Here is a 23,633-nt window from a genome sequence, read left to right on the forward strand (position 1 = left end):
GTTAGAAATAGAAAGAAACTCTGCTGAAAAGTGGAGTTTCTTGTTTTTAATTACTATGGCTAAAATAAAGAAGTCATCTAAAATGGTTGTCATTCTGACGTAAAGAGGAATCTCATGAGCATAAAAAAACTCCGAATAATTCTCCGGAGTTTATATCTTAAATCTAACGTTACTTTCTAAGAAGTCTAATATTCTAAGAAGTCTAAAAATCTATTCCTGCATCGTATGATAAACGTTCATCACGTCATCATCCTCTTCAATTTTCTCTAACAATTTCTCAACATCAGCTACCTGCTCCGGAGTCAATTCCTTGGTTATTTGTGGGATACGTTCAAAACCGGAAGATAAGATTTCAATGTTTCTGTTCTCCAGTTCTTTTTGGATAGCACCGAAACTTTCAAAAGGAGCATACATTAAAATGCCGTCTTCGTCAGCGAAAATCTCTTCCACGCCAAAGTCAATCATTTCCAGTTCCAGTTCTTCCACATCCTGTCCTTCAGCAGGAATACGGAAGTTACAGGTATGGTCAAACATGAACTCCACAGACCCCTGTGTTCCCATCGTTCCGTTGCATTTGTTAAAGTAACTTCTGATGTTAGCTACCGTTCTGTTATTGTTGTCGGTAGCGGTTTCGATCAGAATGGCAATCCCGTGAGGTGCATAGCCTTCAAACAACACTTCCTTGAAGTTGGCGGTGTCTTTATCAGATGCTTTCTTAATCGCACGCTCTACATTGTCTTTTGGCATGTTTGCCGACTTCGCATTCTGAATAACGGCTCTTAAACGGGAGTTGGTTTCCGGATTCGGTCCGCCTTCCTTAACAGCCATTACAATGTCTTTTCCTATTCTGGTAAACGTTTTAGCCATTGCCGACCAACGTTTCATTTTTCTTGCCTTTCTGAATTCAAACGCTCTTCCCATTTCTATTCGGAGTTTATTATGTTTAAAAGTTGCTGAGTTACTGAGTGTGAAATTTTAGACTGCAAAAATAGTAAATAGAAAAAACTTTTTTTACAATGTTTCAATCTTTTTTATTTTAAGAATTTTTTTATAGTTTCGCGCCAAATTATCAAATAAAAACATGAAAAATTTTTTTTGCTTAGGGCTTTTGTTGAGTGGTCTTTTCGGATTTTCGCAACAAAGAGAAAAAGGTACAATTGAAGTAACACCTATTGTTGGATACGCTACTTCTAACTACTATTCAAATGAAAATCTGTCAAATGACCCTATTTCCTCTGTTAATTTCGGAGTAAACGGTGATTATTACTTCAATAACCGCTGGAGTTTGCGTTCTGGTTTGTTACTTCAGACTATGGGGAGTGAATATTCTGTTCCAGAACTTCTTATGTATAATATTGAAGAAAAATTGACTTATTTGACAATACCGGTTAATGCAAACTGGCATTTCGGAAGCACCAGAAAATGGAATTTAAATTTCGGACCTAGTCTTGGATTCTTGATGTCTGCAAAGGCTAATGATGAAGATATTAAAAGCATGGTAAATTCTTTCCAGCTTGGGTTGAATTACGGAATCGGTTATAAAATTGAAATTAAAGAGAATATTGGAATTCTAATCGATTATCAGGGAATGAGCGGATTGACAGAATTGAATAATGATGGTGGAGATATAAAAATTAAAAATGCATATAGCTCTTTTAATTTAGGTTGTGTAATTCAACTTTAATCGAATAGCATATCTATGAAAAAAGCCGATTTCTCAATCGGCTTTTTTGTTTTTGAACAACTTTTTTGTTTTTTGTAAAACCGCATTTTAACTACTTTTACTTTTTTTTATTTTAAGAATTTTTTTATAATTTCGCACTAAATCATAAATAAAACATGAAAAAAATTTTTTGTTTAGGCTTGTTGTTAATCGGTCTTTTTGGGTTTTCACAACAAAGAGAAAAAGGTACAATTGAAGTAACTCCTATTATTGGTTATGCCGCTTCTAACTACTATGCTTCTGAAAATCAGAATGGAGATTTTGTTTATTCGGTTAATTTCGGAGTAAACGGTGATTATTACTTCCATAATCGCTGGAGTTTGCGTTCTGGTTTGTTGTTGCAGACTATGGGGAGCGAATATATTATTCCTGGAGATATACTTAATGGACCAGGGCTTTCATCATTACATGTAGAAGAAAAATTGACTTATATGACAATACCGGTTAACGCAAACTGGCATTTCGGAAGTACCAGAAAATGGAATTTGAATTTCGGACCTAGTCTTGGATTTTTAATGTCTGCAAAGGCTAACAGTGAAGATATTAAACAGTATATGAATACCTTTCAGCTTGGTTTGAATTATGGGATTGGTTATAAAATCGAGGTTACAGAGAAAATCGGAATTTTAATTGATTACCAGGGGATGACCGGTTTGACAGAAGTACCGAAAGAAGGCGATGTCAAATTAAAAAATGTATACGGTACTTTTAATTTAGGTTGTGTAATTCAACTTTAATCGAATAGCATATCTATGAAAAAAGCCGATTTCTCAATCGGCTTTTTTGTTTTTTGAACATGTTGTTATTTTTTGTAAAATGGCATTTTAACCACTTTCGCTTTAATGTCTTTGTTTCTGATTCGGATGTAAATTTCTGAATCCGGAGTTGATAAAGCGGTTGGAACATAGCCCATTCCGATTGCAATTCCCATTGATGGTGATTGTGTTCCGGAAGTAACTACTCCAACAACGTTTCCGTCAGCATCAGCGATTTCGTAATCGTGACGGGGAATTCCTCTGTCTACCATTTCAAAACCAACTAATTTTTTAGAAACACCTGCTTCTTTTTGTTTTTTCAGGTTTTCGGAATTGGTGAATTCTTTATCGAATTTCGTAATCCATCCCAAACCTGCTTCCAACGGAGAAGTCGTGTCGTTGATGTCGTTTCCGTACAGGCAGAATCCCATTTCCAAACGTAAAGTATCACGAGCAGCCAGGCCGATTGGTTTTATTCCGAAGGCTGCACCGGCTTCAAATACTTTGTTCCAGATTGTTTCCGCATCTTCATTTTTGAAATAGATTTCGAATCCTCCTGAACCTGTATATCCGGTTGCAGAAACCGTTACGTCTTTCAAGCCTGCAAATTCTCCGATCTGGAAAGAATAATACGGCATGTTAACTAAATCAATTGAAGTTAATGATTGCATCGCTTCCGCAGCTTTAGGGCCTTGGATAGCCAATAAAGAGTAGCTGTCGGAAAGGTTTTGCATATCTACACCCAAATCGTTGTGAGAAGAAATCCAGTTCCAGTCTTTTTCAATATTGGAAGCATTAACTACCAACATATAGTGATTGTCCGCAATTTTATATACGATTAAATCGTCAACAATTCCGCCTTCGTTGTTTGGTAAGCATGAATATTGTGCTTTTCCGTCCACTAATTTCGATGCATCGTTTGATGTTACTTTCTGAATCAAAGCCAAAGCATTTTCGCCTTTCAGAAAGAATTCACCCATGTGCGATACATCAAAAACACCCACGCCGCTACGAACCGTTTCGTGTTCTAAGTTAACTCCTTCATACTGAACAGGCATATTATAACCTGCAAACGGAACCATTTTAGCCCCTAAACTTTCGTGAACGTGCGTTAATGCTGTATTTTTCATCTTGTGTTGATTGTTTATTTTCGGGTGCTAAGGTATTGATTTTTTACGGAGTGACAAAACCGTAATTCGTTCATATTTCGTAAATTTAAGGTATGAAAAATAATACTTTGATAGACAGATTTGAAGCGCTGAAACGATTTAGGTCGATACCTGAAGATGCGCATAAGTGGGCGCAGGGACACGCGTTGATTGTTGGTGGGAGTTATGGCAAAATGGGTTCTGTATGTCTCTCCTCATTGGCATGTCTCAGATCGGGCGCTGGTTTGGTTACGACATATATTCCTAAATGTGGTTACGAAATAGTACAGAGTGTAGTTCCTGAAGCCATGGTTTTAACCGATGATTATACCGATCATATTACAGCGGTAACCCATAAGTTAAAGGTTGATAGCGTTGGAATAGGAATAGGAATGGGGCATCATTCGGATACTCAGCATGCATTGTACCATTTTTTGAAAATGTCAACTGTTCCCACGGTTATTGATGCCGATGCTTTGAATATTATTTCCGATAATAAAGAATGGCTCGAAATAGTGCCTCCGAAAACGATACTGACTCCGCATGGTAAAGAACTGGAACGCTTGCTGGGCCCGTGGGAATCTTATGATGAAATGATGGAAAAAACAAAAGAGTTTTCTGAAAAATATAATGTAATTATAGTAAATAAGGGAGCGCCTACTTACATAGTTTATATGAACGCTGTTTTTGAGAATACTTCCGGAAATCAGGCGTTGGCGACAGCCGGAAGCGGTGATGTTTTAACAGGAGTTCTTACAGGCTTATTGGCGCAGGGTTATGCTCCTGTTGATGCTGCTGTTTTGGGTGTTTATCTGCACGGACTGACAGCTAATATTGCCGTTCCGGAAATGGGTTATCATTCTTTTATTGCATCGGATTGCATAGCTAATCTTGGAAGAGCGTTTTTGAGTTTAGATTAAAAAAATAAACCCTTTCAAAACGGATTCTGAAAGGGTTTTTTATGTGTTGATTATAAAATTATTTTATTCCTAATTCTTCAAATTTAGCTACCAATTTTGGATCGGATGGGCGAGGAGCGTCAGCAGAAACGATATTACCGTTCGGATCAATCAAAATGAATCTCGGAATTCCTTCGATGGCATAATCCTGTACGAATTTTGAACTCCAGTCGCTGTCCGCAAATAACTGAATGCCGCCCAGTTTCTTATCTTCCACAAATTTTCTCCATTTTTCATAATCTTTTTTCGCATCTATGGAAAGACTTACGAACTCGATGTTTTTTCCGTGAAATTGTTCTTCCACTTTTTGTAAGTTTGGAATTTCACGACGGCAAGGTCCGCACCACGTAGCCCAAACATCGATATAAACATATTTTCCTTTTAAACTTTCCAATGATGTTTTTCCGCCTTTAAAGTTTTCATAATCAAACTTCGGAGAAACATTTCCCGGAGTTAAGGTTTTGATTTTATCGAATTTAACAGTTAAATCTTTTTTGAATTTTTCGTCTGTGGAAAGTGCCATTAATTCGTTGTAAAGCATTGTTGCATCCGGATTTCCGGCACCAACTTCATAGGATAGGCTTTGGATATGTGCATTTCTGATGGCTGGACTTTTTACTTTTTTAATTTCCGGTAACGCTAATTTGTATGTGTATTCATCATTTTCATTCATATTAGCATGTAGGTTATTGCTGAATTTTGATGCCACAATTTGTTTGTAAGGTGATGAAAACAAGAAGTCACCCTCGTTGTCCAAGTCGATTTTTTCGTCAAATTTCGGAAATGTTGCCGATGGTGTAAAACCTTCAATTTTTGCATAATGTGCATGGTAAGAAGGGTAATTCATGATCTGTAACTGTTCGAAATAACCAATGCTTTTTACCTCATTTTTCTTGAAGTCAGCATCTGTAATTTTGGATTTTTCCAACAAATCAGTCATTGCTGTTTTTACTTCTTTCAGTTTTGCCAGGAAAGCAGTTTCGTCCAAAGCATAAAATTCCTGAACGTTGCCCATTATTTTATTAACAGTAACTGATTTATCACTCAGATATTGGTTTTCAGCACTTCCTTTTCCCGAATATTTTAAAGTCGGAGCAAAGTTTTTGTCATCAAAATTGATTACAAGCTTGGTTCCTTTCGTTAGATATAAAGAAGAACGATTAGCTTTTGTACCGAAATTGTAAGTTCCGATGTATTCAATCTGAAAGGTTTCCGAGAACGTACCATCAGCTTTGAGTGTAATTTCTTTTTCGAATGCTTCTCCTTTGATTTTCAGTTTTCCGTCTTCGGTATTAGTGATTTTTCCCGAAAGTGTAATGGTTTCTTTTGGTGTTGTAAACGAAGCAAAAAATACAACCAACAAAAGGTAAAGTGTGTTTTTCATGTTTAATAGTTTTAGTTGTCCAAATATAAGAATTGTGGTTTATAATTTTTCACAATGAAATACTAATAATAAATCTTGCATTTTAAACGCATTTTGTTGAATTTTGAACTCTTAATATAACCACGAAAATGGATACAGTACATTATATAAGTTCTGATGTTTTTTCTTTAGAATTGCTTCAGGAAATCATTTCTCAGAACAAAACCCTTGAATTATCAGAAGAAGCACGTATTAACATCGAAAAATGCCGTACTTATTTAGATAATAAAATGCAATCGCACAACGAGCCGATTTATGGGATCAACACAGGATTCGGATCGTTATGTAATATCAAGATTTCAAACGAAAACCTTACCAAGCTTCAGGAAAACCTGGTGAAATCACATGCTTGCGGAACGGGAGACGAAGTGCCGCAGGAAATTGTAAAAATCATGTTGTTGCTTAAAATCAAATCATTAAGCTACGGAAATTCGGGTGTTCAGTTGCAAACAGTTGAGCGTCTGGTTGATTTTTACAATAATGATGTTTTGCCGGTGGTTTATACTCAAGGTTCGTTGGGGGCTTCCGGTGATTTGGCGCCTTTGGCACATTTGTCATTGCCTCTAATCGGAGAAGGGGAAGTGTATGTGGATGGTTTCCGTCAGCCGGCAATGAAGGTGTTGGATAAAATGGGCTGGAAACCTATCGAATTGAAATCAAAAGAAGGTTTGGCTTTATTGAACGGAACACAATTCATGAGTTCCTATGGCTGTTACGTACTTTTGAAAGCGATGAAATTCTCGTATTTGGCAGACGTAATCGGAGCGATTTCCTTGGAAGGTTTTGATGGAAGAATCGAACCTTTTAACGAATTGATCCACATGGTTCGTCCGCACAAAGGACAAATCAATACCGCAAGACGTTTTAATGAATTGTTGGAAGACAGTGAAATTATCGCGCAGCCGAAACAACATGTTCAGGATCCGTATTCGTTCCGTTGTATTCCACAGGTGCATGGTGCTTCGAAAGATACCATCGATTATGTGAAAAAAGTATTCAAGACCGAAATCAATTCGGTTACCGATAACCCTAATATTTTTGTGGGTGAGGATTTAATCATATCCGGAGGAAATTTCCACGGACAACCGTTAGCGTTAGCGTTAGACTTTTTAGGAATCGCTTTGGCAGAGTTGGGAAGTATTTCCGAAAGAAGAACCTATCAGTTAATTTCCGGATTAAGAGAATTGCCTGCATTTTTGGTTAGCAATCCGGGATTGAATTCCGGTTTCATGATTCCGCAATACACAGCGGCGAGTATCGTTAGTCAGAACAAACAATTGGCAACTCCTGCAAGTGTTGACAGTATCGTTTCTTCTAACGGACAGGAAGATCATGTGAGCATGGGTGCTAATGCGGCGACGAAGTGTCTGAAGATTATGGAAAATCTGGAGCGCATTTTAGCCATTGAGCTGATGAATGCTTCTCAGGCAATAGAATTCAGAAGACCTTTAAAATCGAGTGATTTTATTGAAACTTTTGTAAAATCATATCGTGAAGAGGTTCCGTTGGTAGAAGAAGACCGAATTTTACATTATGATATTGAAAAATCGATAGCTTTCCTGAACAGTTTACAACTTGACAGTGAAGTTTTAGAATAACAGAAAAGCCTCTTAATTGAGGCTTTTTTTATTATTTAGGAGACCAAAAAGGAGTTTCGTCACGCTTTGGTTGAGTGGTTAAGCGTATCATTTCTTTGGATCGGATGTTCATTATCCAGATGTCATAATTCTTTGAATTTCCTCTTGTGAAGGCTAACCATTTTCCATCAGGTGACCAAGCAGGCGAGTAGTCTTCGGGTTCATCATTTGTAAGGTTTTCGAGTTGACTTCCATCCGGATTCATTATAAAAATATCATAGTAACCGGTTTTCTCATCTTTTCCGTAAAAGGCAATTTTCTTTTCATCGGGGGAAAATGTACCTCCGGAATCGTATCCTTTTTTGTTTGTAAGCCGAAGTTCTTTTCGGGTTTTCAGATTCAAAAGAAAAAGCTCACCGTTACTTACAGATGTGCTGTCATTCGGATCTTTTATATCCCTTGTAAACAGTAATTGTTTTCCGTTTTTTGAAAAAGTGGGAGATTCTTCAAAATACTGATTTTCGGTGATGCGAAGTTGATTTTTTCCGTTAGCATCCATTATATAGATTTCTCCGGTTTGATTATCTCTGTCGGAAACGAAAACAATTTTTTTGGAATCGTTTGAAAAAGAAGGGATTCTGTCGCTTGAAACATGATTCGTTACATTAATTTGTTCCGAACCATCACTATTCATGATATAAATTTCATCATTTCCGTCTCTGTTAGTGTAAAAGGTGATTTTTTTACCATCCTTTGACCATGAAAAAGCATAATCGGTTTTGGGATTGTTGGAGAGGTTTACCGGATTGCTTCCGTCGGCATCCATCGAATATACTTCATAGTTTCCGTCTTTGGTGGAAGTGAACCCGATCTTTCCTGTCGGTGAATTTTGTGCGATTCCCAAACTGCTGAAAAGGAATATTGCTAAACGGCTGTTTGAGAGAATCTTCATAATATTTATTTCATGAAATGAATACTTATAATTGCAAGTAGTGCCGGGACCGACTGAACGTAAAAAATCGATTTCTGAACCGTAATGGCTCCGTAAATTCCGGCGATAAAAACACAACTCAAAAAGAACAGTGCAATGTAAAAACTCCAATGGCTATCACAAATTAAAAGCGACCAAATCAATCCGGCGGCTAGAAATCCGTTATATAATCCTTGGTTTCCGGCCATTTGCTTTGTTTTTTCAAACATCTCTGCCGGAACTTTCCGGAATACTTTTTTGGCACGGGTTGTCCAGGCAAACATTTCCAGCCACACAATATAAAGGTGGATGATAGCTACAAAACCAATAAGTATTTTTGATAGGATTGTCATGTTTACTTGTTTAGAAAACCATTCGGATTCTGATTTCTGTAAATCTTTATGATAAGCATAACTCCGGCAAAAGCCTCACACAACATTCCTAATATCAGCATGATTGAAGCTCCCGGCCAATGCATTATTTTGAACAACGCTCCGATAATTGTTATGATGCAGCCCAAAATGAATGCGAGTACTATCTGTTTGTTTTTCATGTTTTTGAATTTAGTTTCTTTCTTCAAAGGGAGTGATGATGCCCTTTTCCAGATATTGTTTTAATTCCCGTAATAAATTTGCCCAGCAATAACTTGCAATCCTGAATTCCTGAGTGGCTTCTTTCCAGTCAGCATGATAAAACTGCACGTAAGTTCTATGACTGTTTTCTTCCTTTAAAATGAATCCGAAACGGGTAGGGAGCCATTCTTCCATAGCTTCTGTCATAGAAAATTCAATAACTTCGTTTTCTTTGAATTTGGAAATTGTGGCAAACCAATCGTACTCTTCGCCGAAATATAAATTGTATTTTTCGTCCAGTCCTGCGGTTCCCTTGCTGCGTAATGTCCACCAGTTATTTAAACCTTTCGGAGTTGAAATGGCTTCAAAAACCTTTTCTTTTGTGACGTTGATGATTAAATCGTGATAGATGGTCTGCATAAGTCGCTTTTTTATTACTCGGAATCGATAATGTTCTCAATTCGTTTATCCGGAATCAGCCAAATTAGTGCAACGGCAATATACATGACTCCGGCGAACAGTGGATTAAAGTTAGCACAAATAATTCCAACGATGTACAAAACAGGAGAAATTTTTCCTTTTAAATCACCGCCAATCGCTTTTGAAAGCACCGAATCCGGACCGTGTTTTTTCAGAATCAGATATTGCAAAATGAAATAGGCAATCGCGGCCATAAGAAGAATAACACCATACATTGTCATCGGAAACGGGGCAAAATTGTTTTCACCGATCCAAGCCGTGACAAAAGGAACAAGTGATAACCAAAACAGTAAATGAAGATTGGCCCAGAGTATTCCTCCGGTTACCTGTTTTACCGTATGCATCATGTGATGGTGATTGTTCCAGTAAATACCAATGTAAATAAAGCTGAGCACGTAACTCAAAAATTTCGGGAATAACGGTATTAATGAATCAAAATCCATTCCGTGCGGTACTTTAAGTTCCAGTACCATTATGGTGATTATTATTGCCAGAACTCCGTCACTGAAAGCTTCTAATCGGGTTTTGTTCATGTGGAATCAGCTTAAGGTTTTGTGAATTCTTCGTTTATGATGGGATTGCTTTAATTCGGTTTCTCCCGAAATGATGCTGATGTTGCCGTCTACTTCCAGCATGGCGAGTTTAACATCTTTATAATGTTCAATCCCGTGTTCGCGCATGGCTTCTTCCATCTCATCGGAAGTAATTCCTAATTTGGCCAGTGTTTTATATTCGGTTTTTCCGTTATGAATCAGAATTTCAGGTTTATCCTGTATCAGATCACTCAATTTTTTAAAGCGATACATGAATCTTTTCAGCACAAAACTCATTATGAAGAGGGTTAAAGCGGCGGCCAATCCTCCCAACAAACTTGAATTACTGCCTACCATGGCGTTCTGAACTGAATTGCTTATTAGTAATATCAGAATTACATCGGCAGTATTCAGCTGTGACAATTCTTTCTTTCCAAAAAAACGCAAAGCCAGAACCATAAAAAAATATACGGCTACACTTCGCAGAATTATGTCGAGATAGGGATTCATTTTTAGTGTTCAGTAATTAGTCGTTAGTAATTAGTCGTTAGTTGTTAGTTGTTAGTAATTGCTAACGACTAATTACTGTTTTATTTCCACTTAAAGTTTTTCTCGATCGCTTTAATCATTTCTCCGGCAATGTCTTTATGGGTAGCTCCTTCGATTCCTTCCAAGCCTGGTGAAGAGTTTACTTCCAATAATAAAGGACCTTTTGAGGATCGTATAATATCAACACCGGCCACTTTTAAATTCATGGCTTTAGCAGCTTTAATGGCAATTCGTTTTTCTTCCGGAGTTACTCTTACTACCGAAGCGGTTCCTCCTAAATGGATATTGGCTCTGAATTCTCCCGGTAAGGCTTCCCGTTGCATGGCGGCTACTACTTTTCCGTCTACCACAAACAAACGCAAATCTTTTCCGTTGGCTTCTTTTATGAATTCTTGTACTAAGATATTGGCATTTAAACTTTTGAAAGCATTAATTACCGATTCGGCCGCTTTTTTGGTTTCGGCCAAAACAACACCTTTTCCCTGTGTTCCTTCCAGTAATTTTACGATTAGTGGAGAACCGCCTACCATTTTAATCAGGTCGTTTGTGTCTAAAGGGGAATTGGCAAATCCTGTTGTTGGAATGTCAACACCGTTATTTAAAAGTAATTGCAGTGAAAACAGTTTGTCTCTCGACTGACTGATGGCCGCCGAATTGTTCAGCGCGAATACTTTAAGTGCTTCAAACTGTCGTGTAAGCGCACAACCGTAATACGTCATACTCGGACGGATTCTTGGGATTACCGCATCGAAATCGTTTAAAATACGTCCGCCACGGTAATGGATTTCCGGGGTATCAGCATCGAGTTTCATATAGCAGTATTTCAGATTCAGGAAATGCATTTCGTGTCCGCGCATTTCGCCTGCTTCCATGATCCGTTTATTACTGTATAATTCTGGATTGCTAGCTAACAAACCAATGCGTAAACCTTTAGTTACCGGTAATTCGTTGTAATAGTATTCTTTTATCTTTTCATTAGTGGGTTGCCCTAATAAGTATTTTTGTTCAGGATCGACTAATATTCTTCCGGACATTGCTTCCCGGCCAAGTAGCATACGAAAACCCATAGAGTCACGATTGGTCAGGGTTACTTCTATTCCCCAAAAGCTTCCGCCGATTTCCAATTTGGTTTTGATAACATAGCGTTGTTCGCGATATCCGCTGGAACTTTTCACCACGCGTTTATCCACTAAAAGCGCCTCGCAATGAATTACGGCTTTTAAGTTATTTTGAATCGGGTTAATGTCAAATCTAACCCAGTTTTCCCCGTCTTTTTCGAAAGTTGTAATGTTGGTGGCATGTAACGCCGATGTTTTTGCTCCCGAATCAACACGAGCTTTAATAGTTGGAATTCCAAGGTCTGGAAATGAACACCATTCCTCGCTTCCTACGATAACTTTGTCTAGCATTTTAATACGTAATTTGTAATTCTAAAGTACTACTTTTTTTGGAATGCCAAACAAATTTATGTTAAAAAGGAAAAACCTACTAATTAGTAGGTTCTTCTGCTTTTTTTATGGTTACGAAGAGTTCTTGTTTGTCTTCATCCAGATCCATGAAAATTTCATCGCCTTCATGAATTTTGGAAGTGATAATCTCCTCAGCCAGTTCGTCTTCCACGTATTTCTGTATAGCACGTTTCAGTGGTCTGGCGCCAAATTGTTTATCAAAACCTTTTTCGGCGATATAGTCTTTTGCCTTTTCGGACAACTTAAGTTTGTATCCCAAATCGGCCACGCGGGCATATAATTTGTCCATTTCGATGTCGATAATTTTATCGATATCTGATTTTTCCAGGGTATTGAAGACGATTACGTCGTCAATTCGGTTTAAGAATTCCGGAGCAAAGGCTTTTTTCAGGGCGTTTTCGATAATTCCTTTTGAGACATCATCAGCCTGCGCATTTTTTGAAGCCGTCCCGAAACCAACTCCGGTTCCGAAATCTTTTAGCTGACGCGCACCCACATTGGAAGTCATGATGATAATCGTATTTCTGAAATCGATTTTACGGCCTAAACTGTCGGTTAAATGTCCGTCGTCTAAAACCTGCAGCATCATGTTGAATACATCCGGGTGGGCCTTTTCAATCTCATCCAAAAGAACAACACAATACGGTTTTCTTCTTACTTTCTCGGTTAATTGTCCGCCTTCTTCGTATCCAACGTATCCCGGAGGCGCTCCAACCAATCTTGAAATGGCGAATTTCTCCATGTATTCACTCATGTCGATACGAACCAATGCATCTTCGGAATCGAATAATTCTTTAGCGATTACTTTTGCCAATTGCGTTTTACCGACACCGGTCTGACCCAGGAAAATAAACGACCCGATCGGTTTGTTCGGATCTTTTAACCCGGCACGGTTTCTTTGGATTGATTTGGCAATTTTCATCACCGCTTCATCCTGTCCGATAACCTTTCCTTTAATAAGTTCCGGTAAGTGGGCTAATTTATTACTTTCGGTTTGGGCAATACGGTTCACGGGAATTCCTGTCATCATGGAAACCACATCGGCAACATTGTCTTCGGTAACGGTGATACGATTGTTTTTGGCATCTTCTTCCCACTGTTCCTGGGCTATGGATAAGTCTTTTTCAATGCGTTTTTCATCATCACGAAGTTTGGCTGCTTCTTCGTATTTCTGTTTTTTAACCACAGAATTTTTCAGTTCGCGTACCTCTTCCAATTGTTTTTCCAGTTCCAGAATTTGTTTCGGAACATCGATGTTTGTTATGTGAACACGGGAACCCGCCTCGTCTAAAGCATCAATGGCTTTGTCCGGTAAGAAACGCTCAGACATGTATCGGTTGGTTAATTTCACACAAGCTTCGATAGCTTCCTGTGTGTAAATTACGTTATGATGATCTTCGTATTTGTTTTTGATGTTATTCAGAATGGTGATGGTTTCCTCAACCGTAGTCGGTTCTACAATCACTTTCTGAAAACGTCTTTCCAAAGCGCCGTCTTTCTCGATGTATTGACGGTATTCGTCAAGGGTAGTGGCACCAATACATTGGATTTCACCTCTTGCCAAAGCCGGTTTGAACATGTTGGAAGCATCTAATGAGCCCGTAGCTCCACCAGCGCCAACTATAGTGTGAATTTCGTCAATGAAAAGAATGATATCGTCATTTTTTTCCAACTCATTCATTACGGCTTTCATTCGTTCTTCAAACTGTCCGCGGTATTTTGTTCCGGCCACTAAACTAGCCAGGTCAAGGGTTACCACTCGTTTGTTGAACAGAATACGCGATACTTTCTTTTGAATAATGCGCAAAGCCAAACCTTCGGCAATGGCAGATTTACCAACACCAGGTTCTCCTATTAACAATGGATTATTTTTCTTTCTTCGGCTTAAAATCTGTGAAACACGTTCGATTTCTTTCTCACGGCCCACTACAGGATCCAGTTTGCCTTCTTCAGCTAATTCGGTTAAATCACGTCCAAAATTATCCAAAACCGGAGTTTTTGATTTTTTGTTGGTTTTACCTGCTGCACCCGGATTGTTGAAACCGGCGTCACGCATACTGTCATCTTGTCCGGAATCGTCATTGAACGACTCGTTTTTAGGTAAATTATCCAGATAATCTTCTTCGTTTGATGTCATAGCTATAAATTGTTCTTTAACAAGTTCGTAGTCAATTTTTAATTTGTTCAAAAGCTTTGTTGTCGGGTCGTTCTCGTTACGGAGAATGCATAACAACAAATGCGCAGTGCTGATGGAAGTGCTCTGAAAAACTTTCGCTTCCAGGAACGTGGTGCGCAAAGCACGCTCCGCCTGTCGGGTTAAGTGCAGGTTTTTCTTGTCGTTACTTCTGTCCGCATTGGGGTTTGGCGGGCTAACAATTTCAATTTTCCGACGTAAATGTTCCAAATCTACCGACAGGTTGTTTAATATATTGATAGCTGTTCCGTTACCATCCCTGAGTATCCCCAGCATTAAATGTTCTGTACCAATAAAGTCGTGACCTAATCGCAAGGCTTCTTCCTTACTGTAGGTAATCACGTCTTTAACTCTTGGTGAAAAATTATCGTCCATTACAAAAATCTTTATACTGTAAATTTACTAATTCTATGAAGGTTGTGCAAAAATCATACCTGACAAAATCAAATTTACCGATATTGCTAATAGACGAATAATAATCGAGAAATAAAAGACAAAAGGGCAGCTTTTTTCAACTTTTTAAGGTGATTTTAATGTTAATAAAATGCCTAAAATTGTGAATAATTTGCTGTATGGAAACTTTAAAAATGCGTATATTGGCACGTTTTGTAATAATTATAATTTTTTAATATAAATACTTATGTCTGAAGGAGAAAAGTTAATTCCGATTAACATCGAGGACGAAATGAAATCAGCTTACATCGATTATTCGATGTCGGTAATTGTATCCAGAGCACTTCCTGATGTCAGAGACGGATTGAAACCGGTACACCGAAGAGTTTTGTTTGGTATGTATGAGTTGGGGGTATTATCCAATAGAGCGCATAAAAAATCAGCTAGAATCGTAGGGGAGGTATTAGGTAAGTATCACCCACACGGAGACAGTTCAGTATACGATGCCATGGTTCGTATGGCACAGGAATGGAGTTTACGTTATTTAATGGTGGACGGTCAGGGTAACTTCGGTTCTGTAGACGGTGACAGCCCTGCAGCTATGCGTTATACCGAGGCAAGAATGAAAAAGTTCTCGGAAGAAATGTTGGCGGATATCGATAAGGAAACAGTAGATTTCCAGTTAAACTTCGACGATACTTTAGAAGAACCTAAAGTAATGCCGACCAAAGTTCCAAACTTGTTGGTAAACGGAGCTTCAGGTATTGCTGTGGGTATGGCCACAAATATGGCACCACACAACTTAACCGAAGTAATCGACGGAACGTTAGCATATATTGATAATCACGATATTGAGATTGATGAGTTAATGCATCATATCAAAGCACCTGATTTCCCTACCGGAGGTACTATCTACGGTATGGATGGTGTAAGAGAAGCTTTTAAAACCGGTCGAGGACGTGTAGTAATGCGTGCTAAGGTGAATTTTGAGGAAGTTGATGGTCGTGAATCGATTATTGTTACCGAGATTCCGTATCAGGTAAATAAAGCGAGTATGATTAAGCATACTGCTGATCTGGTAAACGAGAAAAAAATTGAAGGTATTTCCACTATTCGAGACGAATCCGACAGAAACGGTATGCGTATCGTTTATGTATTGAAACGTGAGGCAGTTCCGAATGTGGTGTTGAATACCTTATATAAGTATACGCAATTGCAGTCGTCTTTCAGTGTGAACAACATCGCATTGGTAAATGGTCGTCCGCAAATGCTGAATCTGAAAGACCTGATCCATTATTTCGTGGAGCACCGTCATGATGTTGTTACGCGTCGTGCACAGTACGATTTGCGTAAAGCGGAAGAGAGAGCCCACATTTTGGAAGGTTTAATCATTGCTTCGGATAATATTGATGAAGTAATCCAGTTAATCAGAGCTTCGAAAGACGGGGATGAGGCGAGAACGAAATTAATAGAGCGTTTCAATTTGTCTGAAATTCAGGCGCGTGCGATTGTTGAAATGCGTTTGCGTCAGTTAACGGGTCTTGAACAGGACAAATTGCGTGCTGAATACGAAGAAATCATGAAATTGATTGCTTATTTGAAAGAATTATTGGCAAGCAAAGAAATGAGAATGCAGGTGATTAAAGATGAATTAGCCGAAATAAGAGACAAATACGGTGATGCACGTCGTTCTGTTATCGAATATTCCGGTGGAGATGTAAGTATCGAAGATCTGATTGCAGATGAACAAGTGGTGATTACCATTTCTCATGCAGGTTACATCAAACGTACACCACTTTCGGAATACAAAACACAGAACAGAGGCGGGGTTGGTCAGAAATCGGCCGGAACCCGTGATCAGGATTTCTTAGAGCATATGTATGTGGCAACAAACCACCAGTATATGTTATTCTTCACACAAAAAGGAAAATGTTTCTGGATGCGTGTGTATGAAATTCCGGAAGGAAGTAAAACCAGTAAAGGACGTGCGATTCAGAACCTTATCAACATCGAAAACGACGATAAGGTAAAAGCATTCATCTGTACACAGGATTTGAAAGACCAGGAGTACATCAACAGTCATTACGTAATCATGGTGACCAAACAGGGTCAGGTGAAAAAAACGTCATTGGAACAGTATTCAAGACCGCGTGTGAACGGAGTTGCCGCAATCACCATCAAAGAAGACGATGTATTATTGGAAGCAAAATTAACCACAGGAAACAGTCAGGTATTAATTGCTGTGAAATCCGGTAAACTGGTTCGTTTTGAAGAAGAGAAAACCCGTCCAATGGGAAGAACCGCTTCCGGTGTACGTGGGGTTACTTTAGCTGACGATAATGATGAAGTAATCGGAATGGTTTCCATAGACAGGGATCATGTGAATGACTCTCAGATTTTAGTGGTTACTGAAAACGGTTACGGTAAACGAACAAAATTGGTTGATGAAGATGGAGAAGATGTATACCGTATTACCAATCGTGGAGGAAAAGGTGTGAAAACACTGAATCTGACGGAAAAAACAGGATCCCTGATTTCAATTAATAATGTTACCGACGAAGATGATTTGATGATCATTAACAAATCCGGTTTGACAATCCGTATGAAGATTTCCGATTTACGTGTAATGGGGCGTGCCACACAAGGAGTACGTTTGATTAACATTAAAGGAAACGATGGCATTGCTGCGGTTGCAAAAGTAATGCGTGAAGATGAGGAAGAAGAAACAGACCAGGAAATTGACGGTGAAAACGATAACTCTGAAATTTCTTCAGAAGAAAACGATACACAGGAATAATCTAAACTGATCATAAAATGAAAGTTAAATATGTTTTAGTGGCATCTTTAATGATGCTTTCAGCGGCATCTTTCGCTCAGAAGGATGAGTTAAAAACGTTGAAGAAGTTATATGGCAAAGACCAATTGTCTGCTGATGATTTCTCCAACTACAAAGCTAATGTTAATAAAGTGAGTGCGATGTCCGGTTTAGCCGAAGCGGATTTGGTGTATGTTAATTTCTATAAGGCTATGTTGCCAATTCTGGAGTTGAACGATGCCATGACGAAGAATCCGAATGATGTTCAGGCGTTGGCAAAAAATCTTTCTCCATCGAATATCAACATGATGGCTAAAGCATTGAATGACGTCTTGGATTTTGAAAAGAAATCGGGTAAGGAAATATACACGGCGGATATCAAAGAAACTATCATGAGTTTTAAACCCATGATGGTACAATATGCTTACGGTTTAAATCAGGCGTCAAAGTTTAAAGAATCGGCTCAAATATTTGCGGCGGTTTACAATCTTGATAAATCGGATCCTTCCAACTTGTATAACGCTTCCGTTTTAGCGGTTCAGGCTCAGGATTATGACAGTGCACTCAGTTATTATGAGGAACTGAAAAAAATCAACTATACCGGTGAGGGTACAATGTATTTCGCAACAAATAAGGCAAATGGTCAGGAAGAGCCTTTTGGTTCAGATGCCGATAGAAAAGCCGCTATCAGAATCGGAACACACGAGAAACCGAGAGATGAAAAGATTCCTTCAAAAAGAGGGGAAATCTATAAAAATTACGCTTCAATTTTATTGGAAAAAGGCAGAGCAGATGAAGCTAAAAGAGCAATTGCTGAAGCAAGAGCCCTTAATCCGGATGATACCGATTTGATTTTAGCAGAAGCAAATCTTTACTACGAAGCTAAAGATATGGCAATGTATAAAAAACTTATTAGCGAGGTTATTGCCAAAAAACCGAATGATCCTGATCTGTATTTTAACTTAGGTGTTGTAAGTACCAATACGAGTGAAATTGAAGATGCTAAGAAATATTATGAGAAAGCAATTGCAATCAATCCGAAATATTTCAATGCTTACAATAATTTAGGAGCGCTTTATTTATTAGGTGATGATAAGATTGTTAAGGAGATGAACTCTTTAGGAATGACTCCAAAAGAAAGCAAACGTTATGACGAGTTAAAAGCGAAAAGACAAAAGATGTTTACGAGTGCTATTCCGTACTTTGAAAAAGCATTGGAGTTAGAACCTGCAAATGAAGGAGTAAAGGCTATATTGCTGAATTCCTATCAGGTTTTGGAAATGGATGCAAAATACAAAGCATTGAAAGCCAAAAAATAGTTATAAGAATCCCTCGGTAATTGAGGGATTTTTTTTGTTCCGATGTTGATTTTATATTAAAATTAACCAATATTAACAATTTCAGTTCTAATTTTAAGAATGGAATAGTTTTTGATTCACTATTTTTGGAAATCTAAAAGATAAAACGTGAGATTCATATACGCAGTACTAACGGCATTGTTTTTTTCAATGAATGCCTTCTCCCAACCGGATAATGGTAAGAAAACCGTTGTGATTCCGCGTATAAAAGATCCGGAAGTAAAAGTAAATCAACTTCCTGCAAAAGCAGATATTCCACGTTTTCAACCGATGGATTTCAGTGATTCTGTTTTGGATAAGGATAAGCCCCTGACATTTCCCAAAGAAGGGACAAGTACCGCCCAGATTGGACAAACTACAGATAAAAAGCCTGAGAAATTTTTAAGTCCGTATGATATCCCTAAAAATGCGGTACCCAAACAACAGGGAGATGATAACACAAAAATCTTCCGTCGCAACCAGACTTTCGGCGAATATAAAACGAAATCAAATTACGTAAAAATATTGTGTCGAGACCATATGGCCATCGATGGGGATGTAGTGAAAGTTTACATCAATAATATGGTGGTTGCTGCCCATGTTCAACTCTCGGGAGCATACAGAACCATCGAAATTGGTTTGACACCCGGTTTCAATAAAATAGAATTTGAAGCTTTGAATCAGGGAACTTCCGGTCCTAATACGGCTGAATTTTCCATCTTTGATGATAAGGGGGCTGTGATTACAAGCGATCAATGGGATCTGGCAACCGGTTTTAAAGGTTCGATCATGATTGTAAAAGAAAATTAGACACTTCAACTCTAGGTATATATCTGCCGTCTGGATACAAATACTCAAATAAAATTTTAGCCACGAATTCACTAATTTGTACAAATCAATTTGTGAATTCGTGGCTAAGTTTTTTAATAAGAATATGAAATCAGTGCAAATCTTTTCAATCTGCATCATCTGCACACTATTTTTTAGAGATGTGTCCAGACGGTAGAGTATATCCTGGAGTTTTTTTATGACCTTTATCAGTCTTATCCTCACAAAATTCCTGTAAATTTGATAGACAGAAATAACCGTATAGTGTTATATCTGAATTTAAATCGCTGGCAATGAGGTTAAAAACAATTCTTCCTTTATTTGCTGTTCTGGCAGTTGTGGCTTGTAAGAACGCCAATTCCGGAATTCAGCCTACAGTAGGCAACATAACCCAGAGTGTCTATGCCTCGGGAAGTGTTAAGGCTGAGGGGCAGTATGTTGTTTATTCAAGCGTCAGCGGCGATTTGAGAAACATTAATGTTACCGTTGGCGATACGATTGTTAAAGGACAATCATTGTTCGGATTAGACAGCGACAAAGCAGAACTCAATACCGAAAATGCCAGGCTGGCTTACCAGTTAAGCAACGAAAACAACCTGTACATAAAAAACAAAATTGCCGAAATGGAACTGACAGTACTAACGGCAAAAGACAAAGTAAAACTGGACGAATCCATTTATAAGCGAAATAAAAATGTAAAGGATCAGGGCGGAATTACGGAAGTCGATTTCGAACGATCTGAACTGGCCTACAAGAATTCAAAATTAGTCTATGAATCGGCTCAAAATCGATTGGAGCAACTGCGTGTTCAGTTAAAAAACGAACAGAGCAGAAGTGATGTTAACCTAAGGCTCAGTGAAAAAAACCAAAGTGATTTTACAATAAAAAGTGCCTTTTCAGGCAAATTATTTGATGTTCTGGTTAAGGAAGGCGCTTTTATTACCCCGCAAACACCTTTAGCGGTTATCGGAAAGGCAGATTCATTTTTTCTGGAACTGGAAGTCGATGAGAACGACATGGCACGTGTAAAAAACGGACAAGAGGTTTTGGTAACAATGGACAGCTATAAAGGAACCGTTTTTAAGGCCGTAGTGGATAAAATCTATCCGATAATGGACGAGCGCTCCCGAACGTTTAAAATTGAAGTCAAATTCATCCAAACACCGGAAAAACTGTATCCGAATTTAACTGCCGAAGCCAACATCATCATTCAGACAAAAAAGCAAGCGATTACCATTCCGAAAAACTATCTGATTGACAATACCTATGTTCTGGTGGATGGGGATGAAAAACGAAAAGTAAAAACAGGACTTTCGGATTATCAGAAAGTGGAAATTCTGGAGGGACTGAAAGCAGGCGAAACCATTTATCTGCAAGACTGATGAATTACAAACTGATACTGAATATTGCCTTACATCTGCTTGGCGCACGGCTCAAACAAACCGTCGTTGCTGCTGTTGGAGTAACATTCGGTATCGCGATGTTTATTTCACTGGTGAGTTTCATGAATGGGATGAACGATCTTCTGGACGGGTTAATGCTCAACAGAACGCCGCATGTTCGCTTGTATAACGAAATAAAACCTGTCGAAAATCAGCCCGTTTCATTGTCGGAACAATATAAAAACAACATCAATTTTATCAATTCGATTAAACCGAAAGACAGAGGGAAAGCCATTTACAACAGTAAAACGATCATTAAAGTGCTTCATGAAGACAAAAGGGTATTGGATGTGGCTCCCAAAGTTGTTACACCGGTTTTCTTTCATTCGGGGACCATTGAACTTTCAGGAGTGATTAACGGAATTGACATTATTGGAGAAGAAAACCTTTTCAAATTCAGTGATTACATAACAGAAGGTTCAATAACCGATCTGGAGCAAAACAACAGTATTATTATCGGCTCCGGATTGGCCCGGAAAATGATGCTTACAGTGGGAGATATTATAAAGGTAACCACACCCAAAGGCAATTTGGTCCTGCTGAAAATCGTTGGTATTTCCCAAATCGGGATAACCGAAATCGACGATATGATGAGTACCACCTCAATAAGTACGGCTCAGAAGATTTTGGGTGAAGCTACTAATTACATGACAGATATTCAGTTAAACCTGCATGATATCACTACGGCGCCTCAATTAGCAAATGAATATCGTTTAAAATTTGATCTGGATGCCATCGATTATCAGACGACCAATTCACAGTTCGAAACCGGAAGTACCATCCGAAGCATAATTTCCTATTCCGTTGGAGTTGTTTTGTTAATTGTGGCAGGATTCGGAATCTATAATATCCTGAACATGATGATTTATGAAAAGATGGACAGCATCGCCATTCTGAAAGCAACCGGATTTTCGGGAAACGATGTAAAGTGGATTTTCATTTTCCTTTCTTTGATTATAGGAATATCCGGCGGCGTGTTAGGATTGGTTTTCGGTTATATTTTTTCCAATATCATCGATGTTATTCCGTTTAATATGGCTTCATTGCCAACTACAGAAACCTTTCCCGTAAATTATAATCCGGTGTTTTATGTCATCGGAATCACATTTGCCGTAGTAACCACAACGATTGCAGGATTATTGCCCGCTTTGAAAGCCGGTAAAATAGATCCTGTGGAAATCATAAGAGGAAAATAAGCATGAGTAATAAAGTGTTGGAAACCATAGGGCTGACAAAGTATTTCTACGAACCCGCTAAGTTTAAAGTGCTGGACAGTATCAGTATGAGTGTTGATCACGGTGAATTTGTTTCCATTGAAGGGAAATCGGGTTGTGGTAAATCTACGCTCTTATACCTGCTTTCCACGATGGATACAGATTACGAAGGGAAGGTACTTATTCATGAAGAGGAGGTTACCGGTAAATCGGATGTGGATTTAGCACGTATCCGTAATGAAAAGATTGGTTTTGTATTCCAGTTTCATTATTTACTGTCGGAATATAATGTACTGAAAAACGTCATGCTCCCCGGATTAAAACTGGCCAACTTATCGGAAGAAGAGGTAGAACATCAGGCCATGGAACATTTAAAAACACTCGATATGCAGGATCAGGCTTTAAAAATGCCCAATCAGTTGAGCGGAGGGCAAAAACAACGTGTAGCCATAGCGCGCGCACTGATCAATAATCCGTTAATCATCATGGGAGATGAGCCGACAGGGAATTTGGATAAAAGAAACAGTGATATGGTTTTTGATATTTTTAAACGGTTGACCAAAGAACACAATCAAACCCTGCTCGTTGTGACCCATGATAATGAATTTGCTCAAAGAACCGACCGCATCATCACCATGGAGGACGGAAAGATAATTGTTTAATCTTTTATTACCAGATTGTATTTTGTCAGCAATCCTTTTGTTCCTTCGGATGAGAATATCGCCTTTTTAAGTTTTGTTTTTTCCGGGTCGATCGTGAAATCGTAACTTGTATAGAAATCGGTTTTCTCACAATTAGCTTCTGTAAAAACAGCCATGCGAAGATTACAGTTGTCGAATAAAGCTTCCGTTAAATCGGTTTTCATGAAGTCGGCACTCACCAGGCTGCAGTTGGTAAAATTTATCCGTTTCAGTTTTAAAGCGTAAAATTGAGCGTAGTCCAGCAAACAGTTGTTAAAATGAAATTCATGTAAAATCTGATCGGTCATAGCAAAGTTTACCGAGGTGAAATTACAGTCGTTAAAGATGGCATTCCGCATTCCTACATGACCCACCTGGGCTTCTTTGAAGTTACAGTGATAAAAAGTGCAGTCAATAAAAACGGTTCCCAGAAAATTACAAAGCGTAAAATCGCAATGGTTAAAAGTACAGTTTTCAAATTCTTTGAACTTTATTTCGTATTCTGCGAAAATGTTGTTTTTGTATTCTTTATCGAAAATAAAATCGGCATTCATAATTAATGGGTTTGAATG

General features: G+C 38.4%; 22 protein-coding genes. 10 read left to right on the forward strand and 12 right to left on the reverse strand.

Translation table 11 applies throughout. The features are described from left to right. Positions 1-210 precede the first annotated feature (210 nt). A complete protein-coding gene (locus tag FLJC2902T_RS12020) occupies positions 211-921 on the reverse strand; it encodes a YebC/PmpR family DNA-binding transcriptional regulator (protein ID WP_023571760.1) in 711 nt (236 codons plus the stop codon). Positions 922-1,081: 160 nt separating this feature from the next. Here FLJC2902T_RS12020 and FLJC2902T_RS12025 point away from each other — a divergent pair, with 160 nt between their 5' ends. Further along, entirely contained in the window at positions 1,082-1,684 is a 603-nt protein-coding gene (locus tag FLJC2902T_RS12025; RefSeq protein WP_023580064.1) for a porin family protein, read from the forward strand. A gap of 155 nt (positions 1,685-1,839) precedes the next feature. After that, on the forward strand, positions 1,840-2,460 hold the full coding sequence (locus FLJC2902T_RS12030; RefSeq protein WP_023580065.1) for a porin family protein: 621 nt from the start codon (positions 1,840-1,842) through the stop codon (positions 2,458-2,460). Positions 2,461-2,525: 65 nt separating this feature from the next. Here FLJC2902T_RS12030 and gcvT read toward each other — a convergent pair whose 3' ends face one another. Beyond that, positions 2,526-3,608: a glycine cleavage system aminomethyltransferase GcvT gene (gene gcvT, locus FLJC2902T_RS12035; protein ID WP_023580066.1), complete on the reverse strand. Its 1,083-nt coding sequence runs from the start codon at positions 3,606-3,608 to the stop codon at positions 2,526-2,528. A gap of 92 nt (positions 3,609-3,700) precedes the next feature. On the opposite strand from gcvT, the gene FLJC2902T_RS12040 reads away from it, so the two are divergent. Beyond that, positions 3,701-4,546 carry an NAD(P)H-hydrate dehydratase gene (locus tag FLJC2902T_RS12040; RefSeq protein WP_035678573.1) on the forward strand — a complete coding sequence of 282 codons (846 nt, stop codon included), beginning with the start codon at positions 3,701-3,703 and terminating at the stop codon, positions 4,544-4,546. 58 nt (positions 4,547-4,604) lie between these two features. Here FLJC2902T_RS12040 and FLJC2902T_RS12045 read toward each other — a convergent pair whose 3' ends face one another. Beyond that, positions 4,605-5,969, reverse strand: coding sequence for a TlpA family protein disulfide reductase (locus FLJC2902T_RS12045; RefSeq protein ID WP_023580068.1), 1,365 nt, complete (start codon positions 5,967-5,969; stop codon positions 4,605-4,607). Positions 5,970-6,097: 128 nt separating this feature from the next. Between FLJC2902T_RS12045 and hutH the strand changes: the two genes are divergently transcribed. After that, entirely contained in the window at positions 6,098-7,606 is a 1,509-nt protein-coding gene (hutH, locus tag FLJC2902T_RS12050) for a histidine ammonia-lyase (RefSeq protein ID WP_023580069.1), read from the forward strand. A gap of 31 nt (positions 7,607-7,637) precedes the next feature. On the opposite strand, the gene FLJC2902T_RS12055 is transcribed toward hutH, so the two are convergent. The 8 genes from FLJC2902T_RS12055 to FLJC2902T_RS12090 all read right to left on the reverse strand — a co-directional run bounded on the left by FLJC2902T_RS12055 (position 7,638) and on the right by FLJC2902T_RS12090 (position 14,727). Next, complete coding sequence (locus FLJC2902T_RS12055; RefSeq protein WP_023580070.1) at positions 7,638-8,537, reverse strand: TolB family protein; 900 nt, start codon at positions 8,535-8,537, stop codon at positions 7,638-7,640. A gap of 5 nt (positions 8,538-8,542) precedes the next feature. After that, on the reverse strand, positions 8,543-8,908 hold the full coding sequence (locus tag FLJC2902T_RS12060) for a DUF1304 domain-containing protein (RefSeq protein ID WP_023580071.1): 366 nt from the start codon (positions 8,906-8,908) through the stop codon (positions 8,543-8,545). 2 nt (positions 8,909-8,910) lie between these two features. After that, positions 8,911-9,108: a GldL-related protein gene (locus tag FLJC2902T_RS12065; RefSeq protein ID WP_023580072.1), complete on the reverse strand. Its 198-nt coding sequence runs from the start codon at positions 9,106-9,108 to the stop codon at positions 8,911-8,913. A 10-nt stretch (positions 9,109-9,118) separates the two neighbouring features. After that, positions 9,119-9,547, reverse strand: a complete 429-nt coding sequence (locus tag FLJC2902T_RS12070; RefSeq protein ID WP_023580073.1) for an SRPBCC family protein — start codon at positions 9,545-9,547, stop codon at positions 9,119-9,121. A 14-nt stretch (positions 9,548-9,561) separates the two neighbouring features. Further along, a complete protein-coding gene (locus FLJC2902T_RS12075) occupies positions 9,562-10,140 on the reverse strand; it encodes a TMEM175 family protein (RefSeq protein WP_023580074.1) in 579 nt (192 codons plus the stop codon). 6 nt (positions 10,141-10,146) lie between these two features. Next, positions 10,147-10,650 (reverse strand): DUF421 domain-containing protein, encoded by a 504-nt coding sequence (locus FLJC2902T_RS12080; RefSeq protein WP_035678578.1) that lies wholly within the window; start codon positions 10,648-10,650, stop codon positions 10,147-10,149. Between the two features lie 80 nt (positions 10,651-10,730). Beyond that, positions 10,731-12,098 carry a 30S ribosomal protein S6--L-glutamate ligase gene (gene rimK, locus FLJC2902T_RS12085; RefSeq protein ID WP_023580076.1) on the reverse strand — a complete coding sequence of 456 codons (1,368 nt, stop codon included), beginning with the start codon at positions 12,096-12,098 and terminating at the stop codon, positions 10,731-10,733. Between the two features lie 79 nt (positions 12,099-12,177). Then, the gene (locus tag FLJC2902T_RS12090; RefSeq protein WP_023580077.1) at positions 12,178-14,727 is read right to left on the reverse strand and encodes an ATP-dependent Clp protease ATP-binding subunit; all 2,550 of its coding nucleotides are present in this window, start codon (positions 14,725-14,727) and stop codon (positions 12,178-12,180) included. A 265-nt stretch (positions 14,728-14,992) separates the two neighbouring features. On the opposite strand from FLJC2902T_RS12090, the gene gyrA reads away from it, so the two are divergent. The 6 genes from gyrA (at position 14,993) to FLJC2902T_RS12120 (ending at position 23,043) form a co-directional block, all read left to right on the forward strand. Next, complete coding sequence (gene gyrA / locus FLJC2902T_RS12095) at positions 14,993-17,542, forward strand: DNA gyrase subunit A (protein ID WP_023580078.1); 2,550 nt, start codon at positions 14,993-14,995, stop codon at positions 17,540-17,542. A 17-nt stretch (positions 17,543-17,559) separates the two neighbouring features. Then, positions 17,560-18,879, forward strand: a complete 1,320-nt coding sequence (locus FLJC2902T_RS12100; RefSeq protein WP_023580079.1) for a tetratricopeptide repeat protein — start codon at positions 17,560-17,562, stop codon at positions 18,877-18,879. A gap of 147 nt (positions 18,880-19,026) precedes the next feature. After that, positions 19,027-19,707 carry a hypothetical protein gene (locus FLJC2902T_RS15895; RefSeq protein WP_155958903.1) on the forward strand — a complete coding sequence of 227 codons (681 nt, stop codon included), beginning with the start codon at positions 19,027-19,029 and terminating at the stop codon, positions 19,705-19,707. A 311-nt stretch (positions 19,708-20,018) separates the two neighbouring features. Beyond that, entirely contained in the window at positions 20,019-21,107 is a 1,089-nt protein-coding gene (locus FLJC2902T_RS12110) for an efflux RND transporter periplasmic adaptor subunit (RefSeq protein WP_023580081.1), read from the forward strand. Beyond that, complete coding sequence (locus tag FLJC2902T_RS12115; protein WP_035678582.1) at positions 21,107-22,363, forward strand: ABC transporter permease; 1,257 nt, start codon at positions 21,107-21,109, stop codon at positions 22,361-22,363. The genes FLJC2902T_RS12110 and FLJC2902T_RS12115 overlap by 1 nt, the downstream gene beginning before the upstream one ends. Before the next feature lie 2 nt (positions 22,364-22,365). Further along, complete coding sequence (locus tag FLJC2902T_RS12120; protein WP_023580083.1) at positions 22,366-23,043, forward strand: ABC transporter ATP-binding protein; 678 nt, start codon at positions 22,366-22,368, stop codon at positions 23,041-23,043. Here the strand turns inward: FLJC2902T_RS12120 and FLJC2902T_RS12125 are convergent. Next, positions 23,040-23,615, reverse strand: a complete 576-nt coding sequence (locus FLJC2902T_RS12125) for a pentapeptide repeat-containing protein (RefSeq protein WP_023580084.1) — start codon at positions 23,613-23,615, stop codon at positions 23,040-23,042. The genes FLJC2902T_RS12120 and FLJC2902T_RS12125 overlap by 4 nt on opposite strands. Between the last annotated feature and the right edge of the window lie 18 nt (positions 23,616-23,633).

The sequence above is a fragment of the Flavobacterium limnosediminis JC2902 genome, from assembly GCF_000498535.1.
GTDB classification, from domain to species: domain Bacteria; phylum Bacteroidota; class Bacteroidia; order Flavobacteriales; family Flavobacteriaceae; genus Flavobacterium; species Flavobacterium limnosediminis.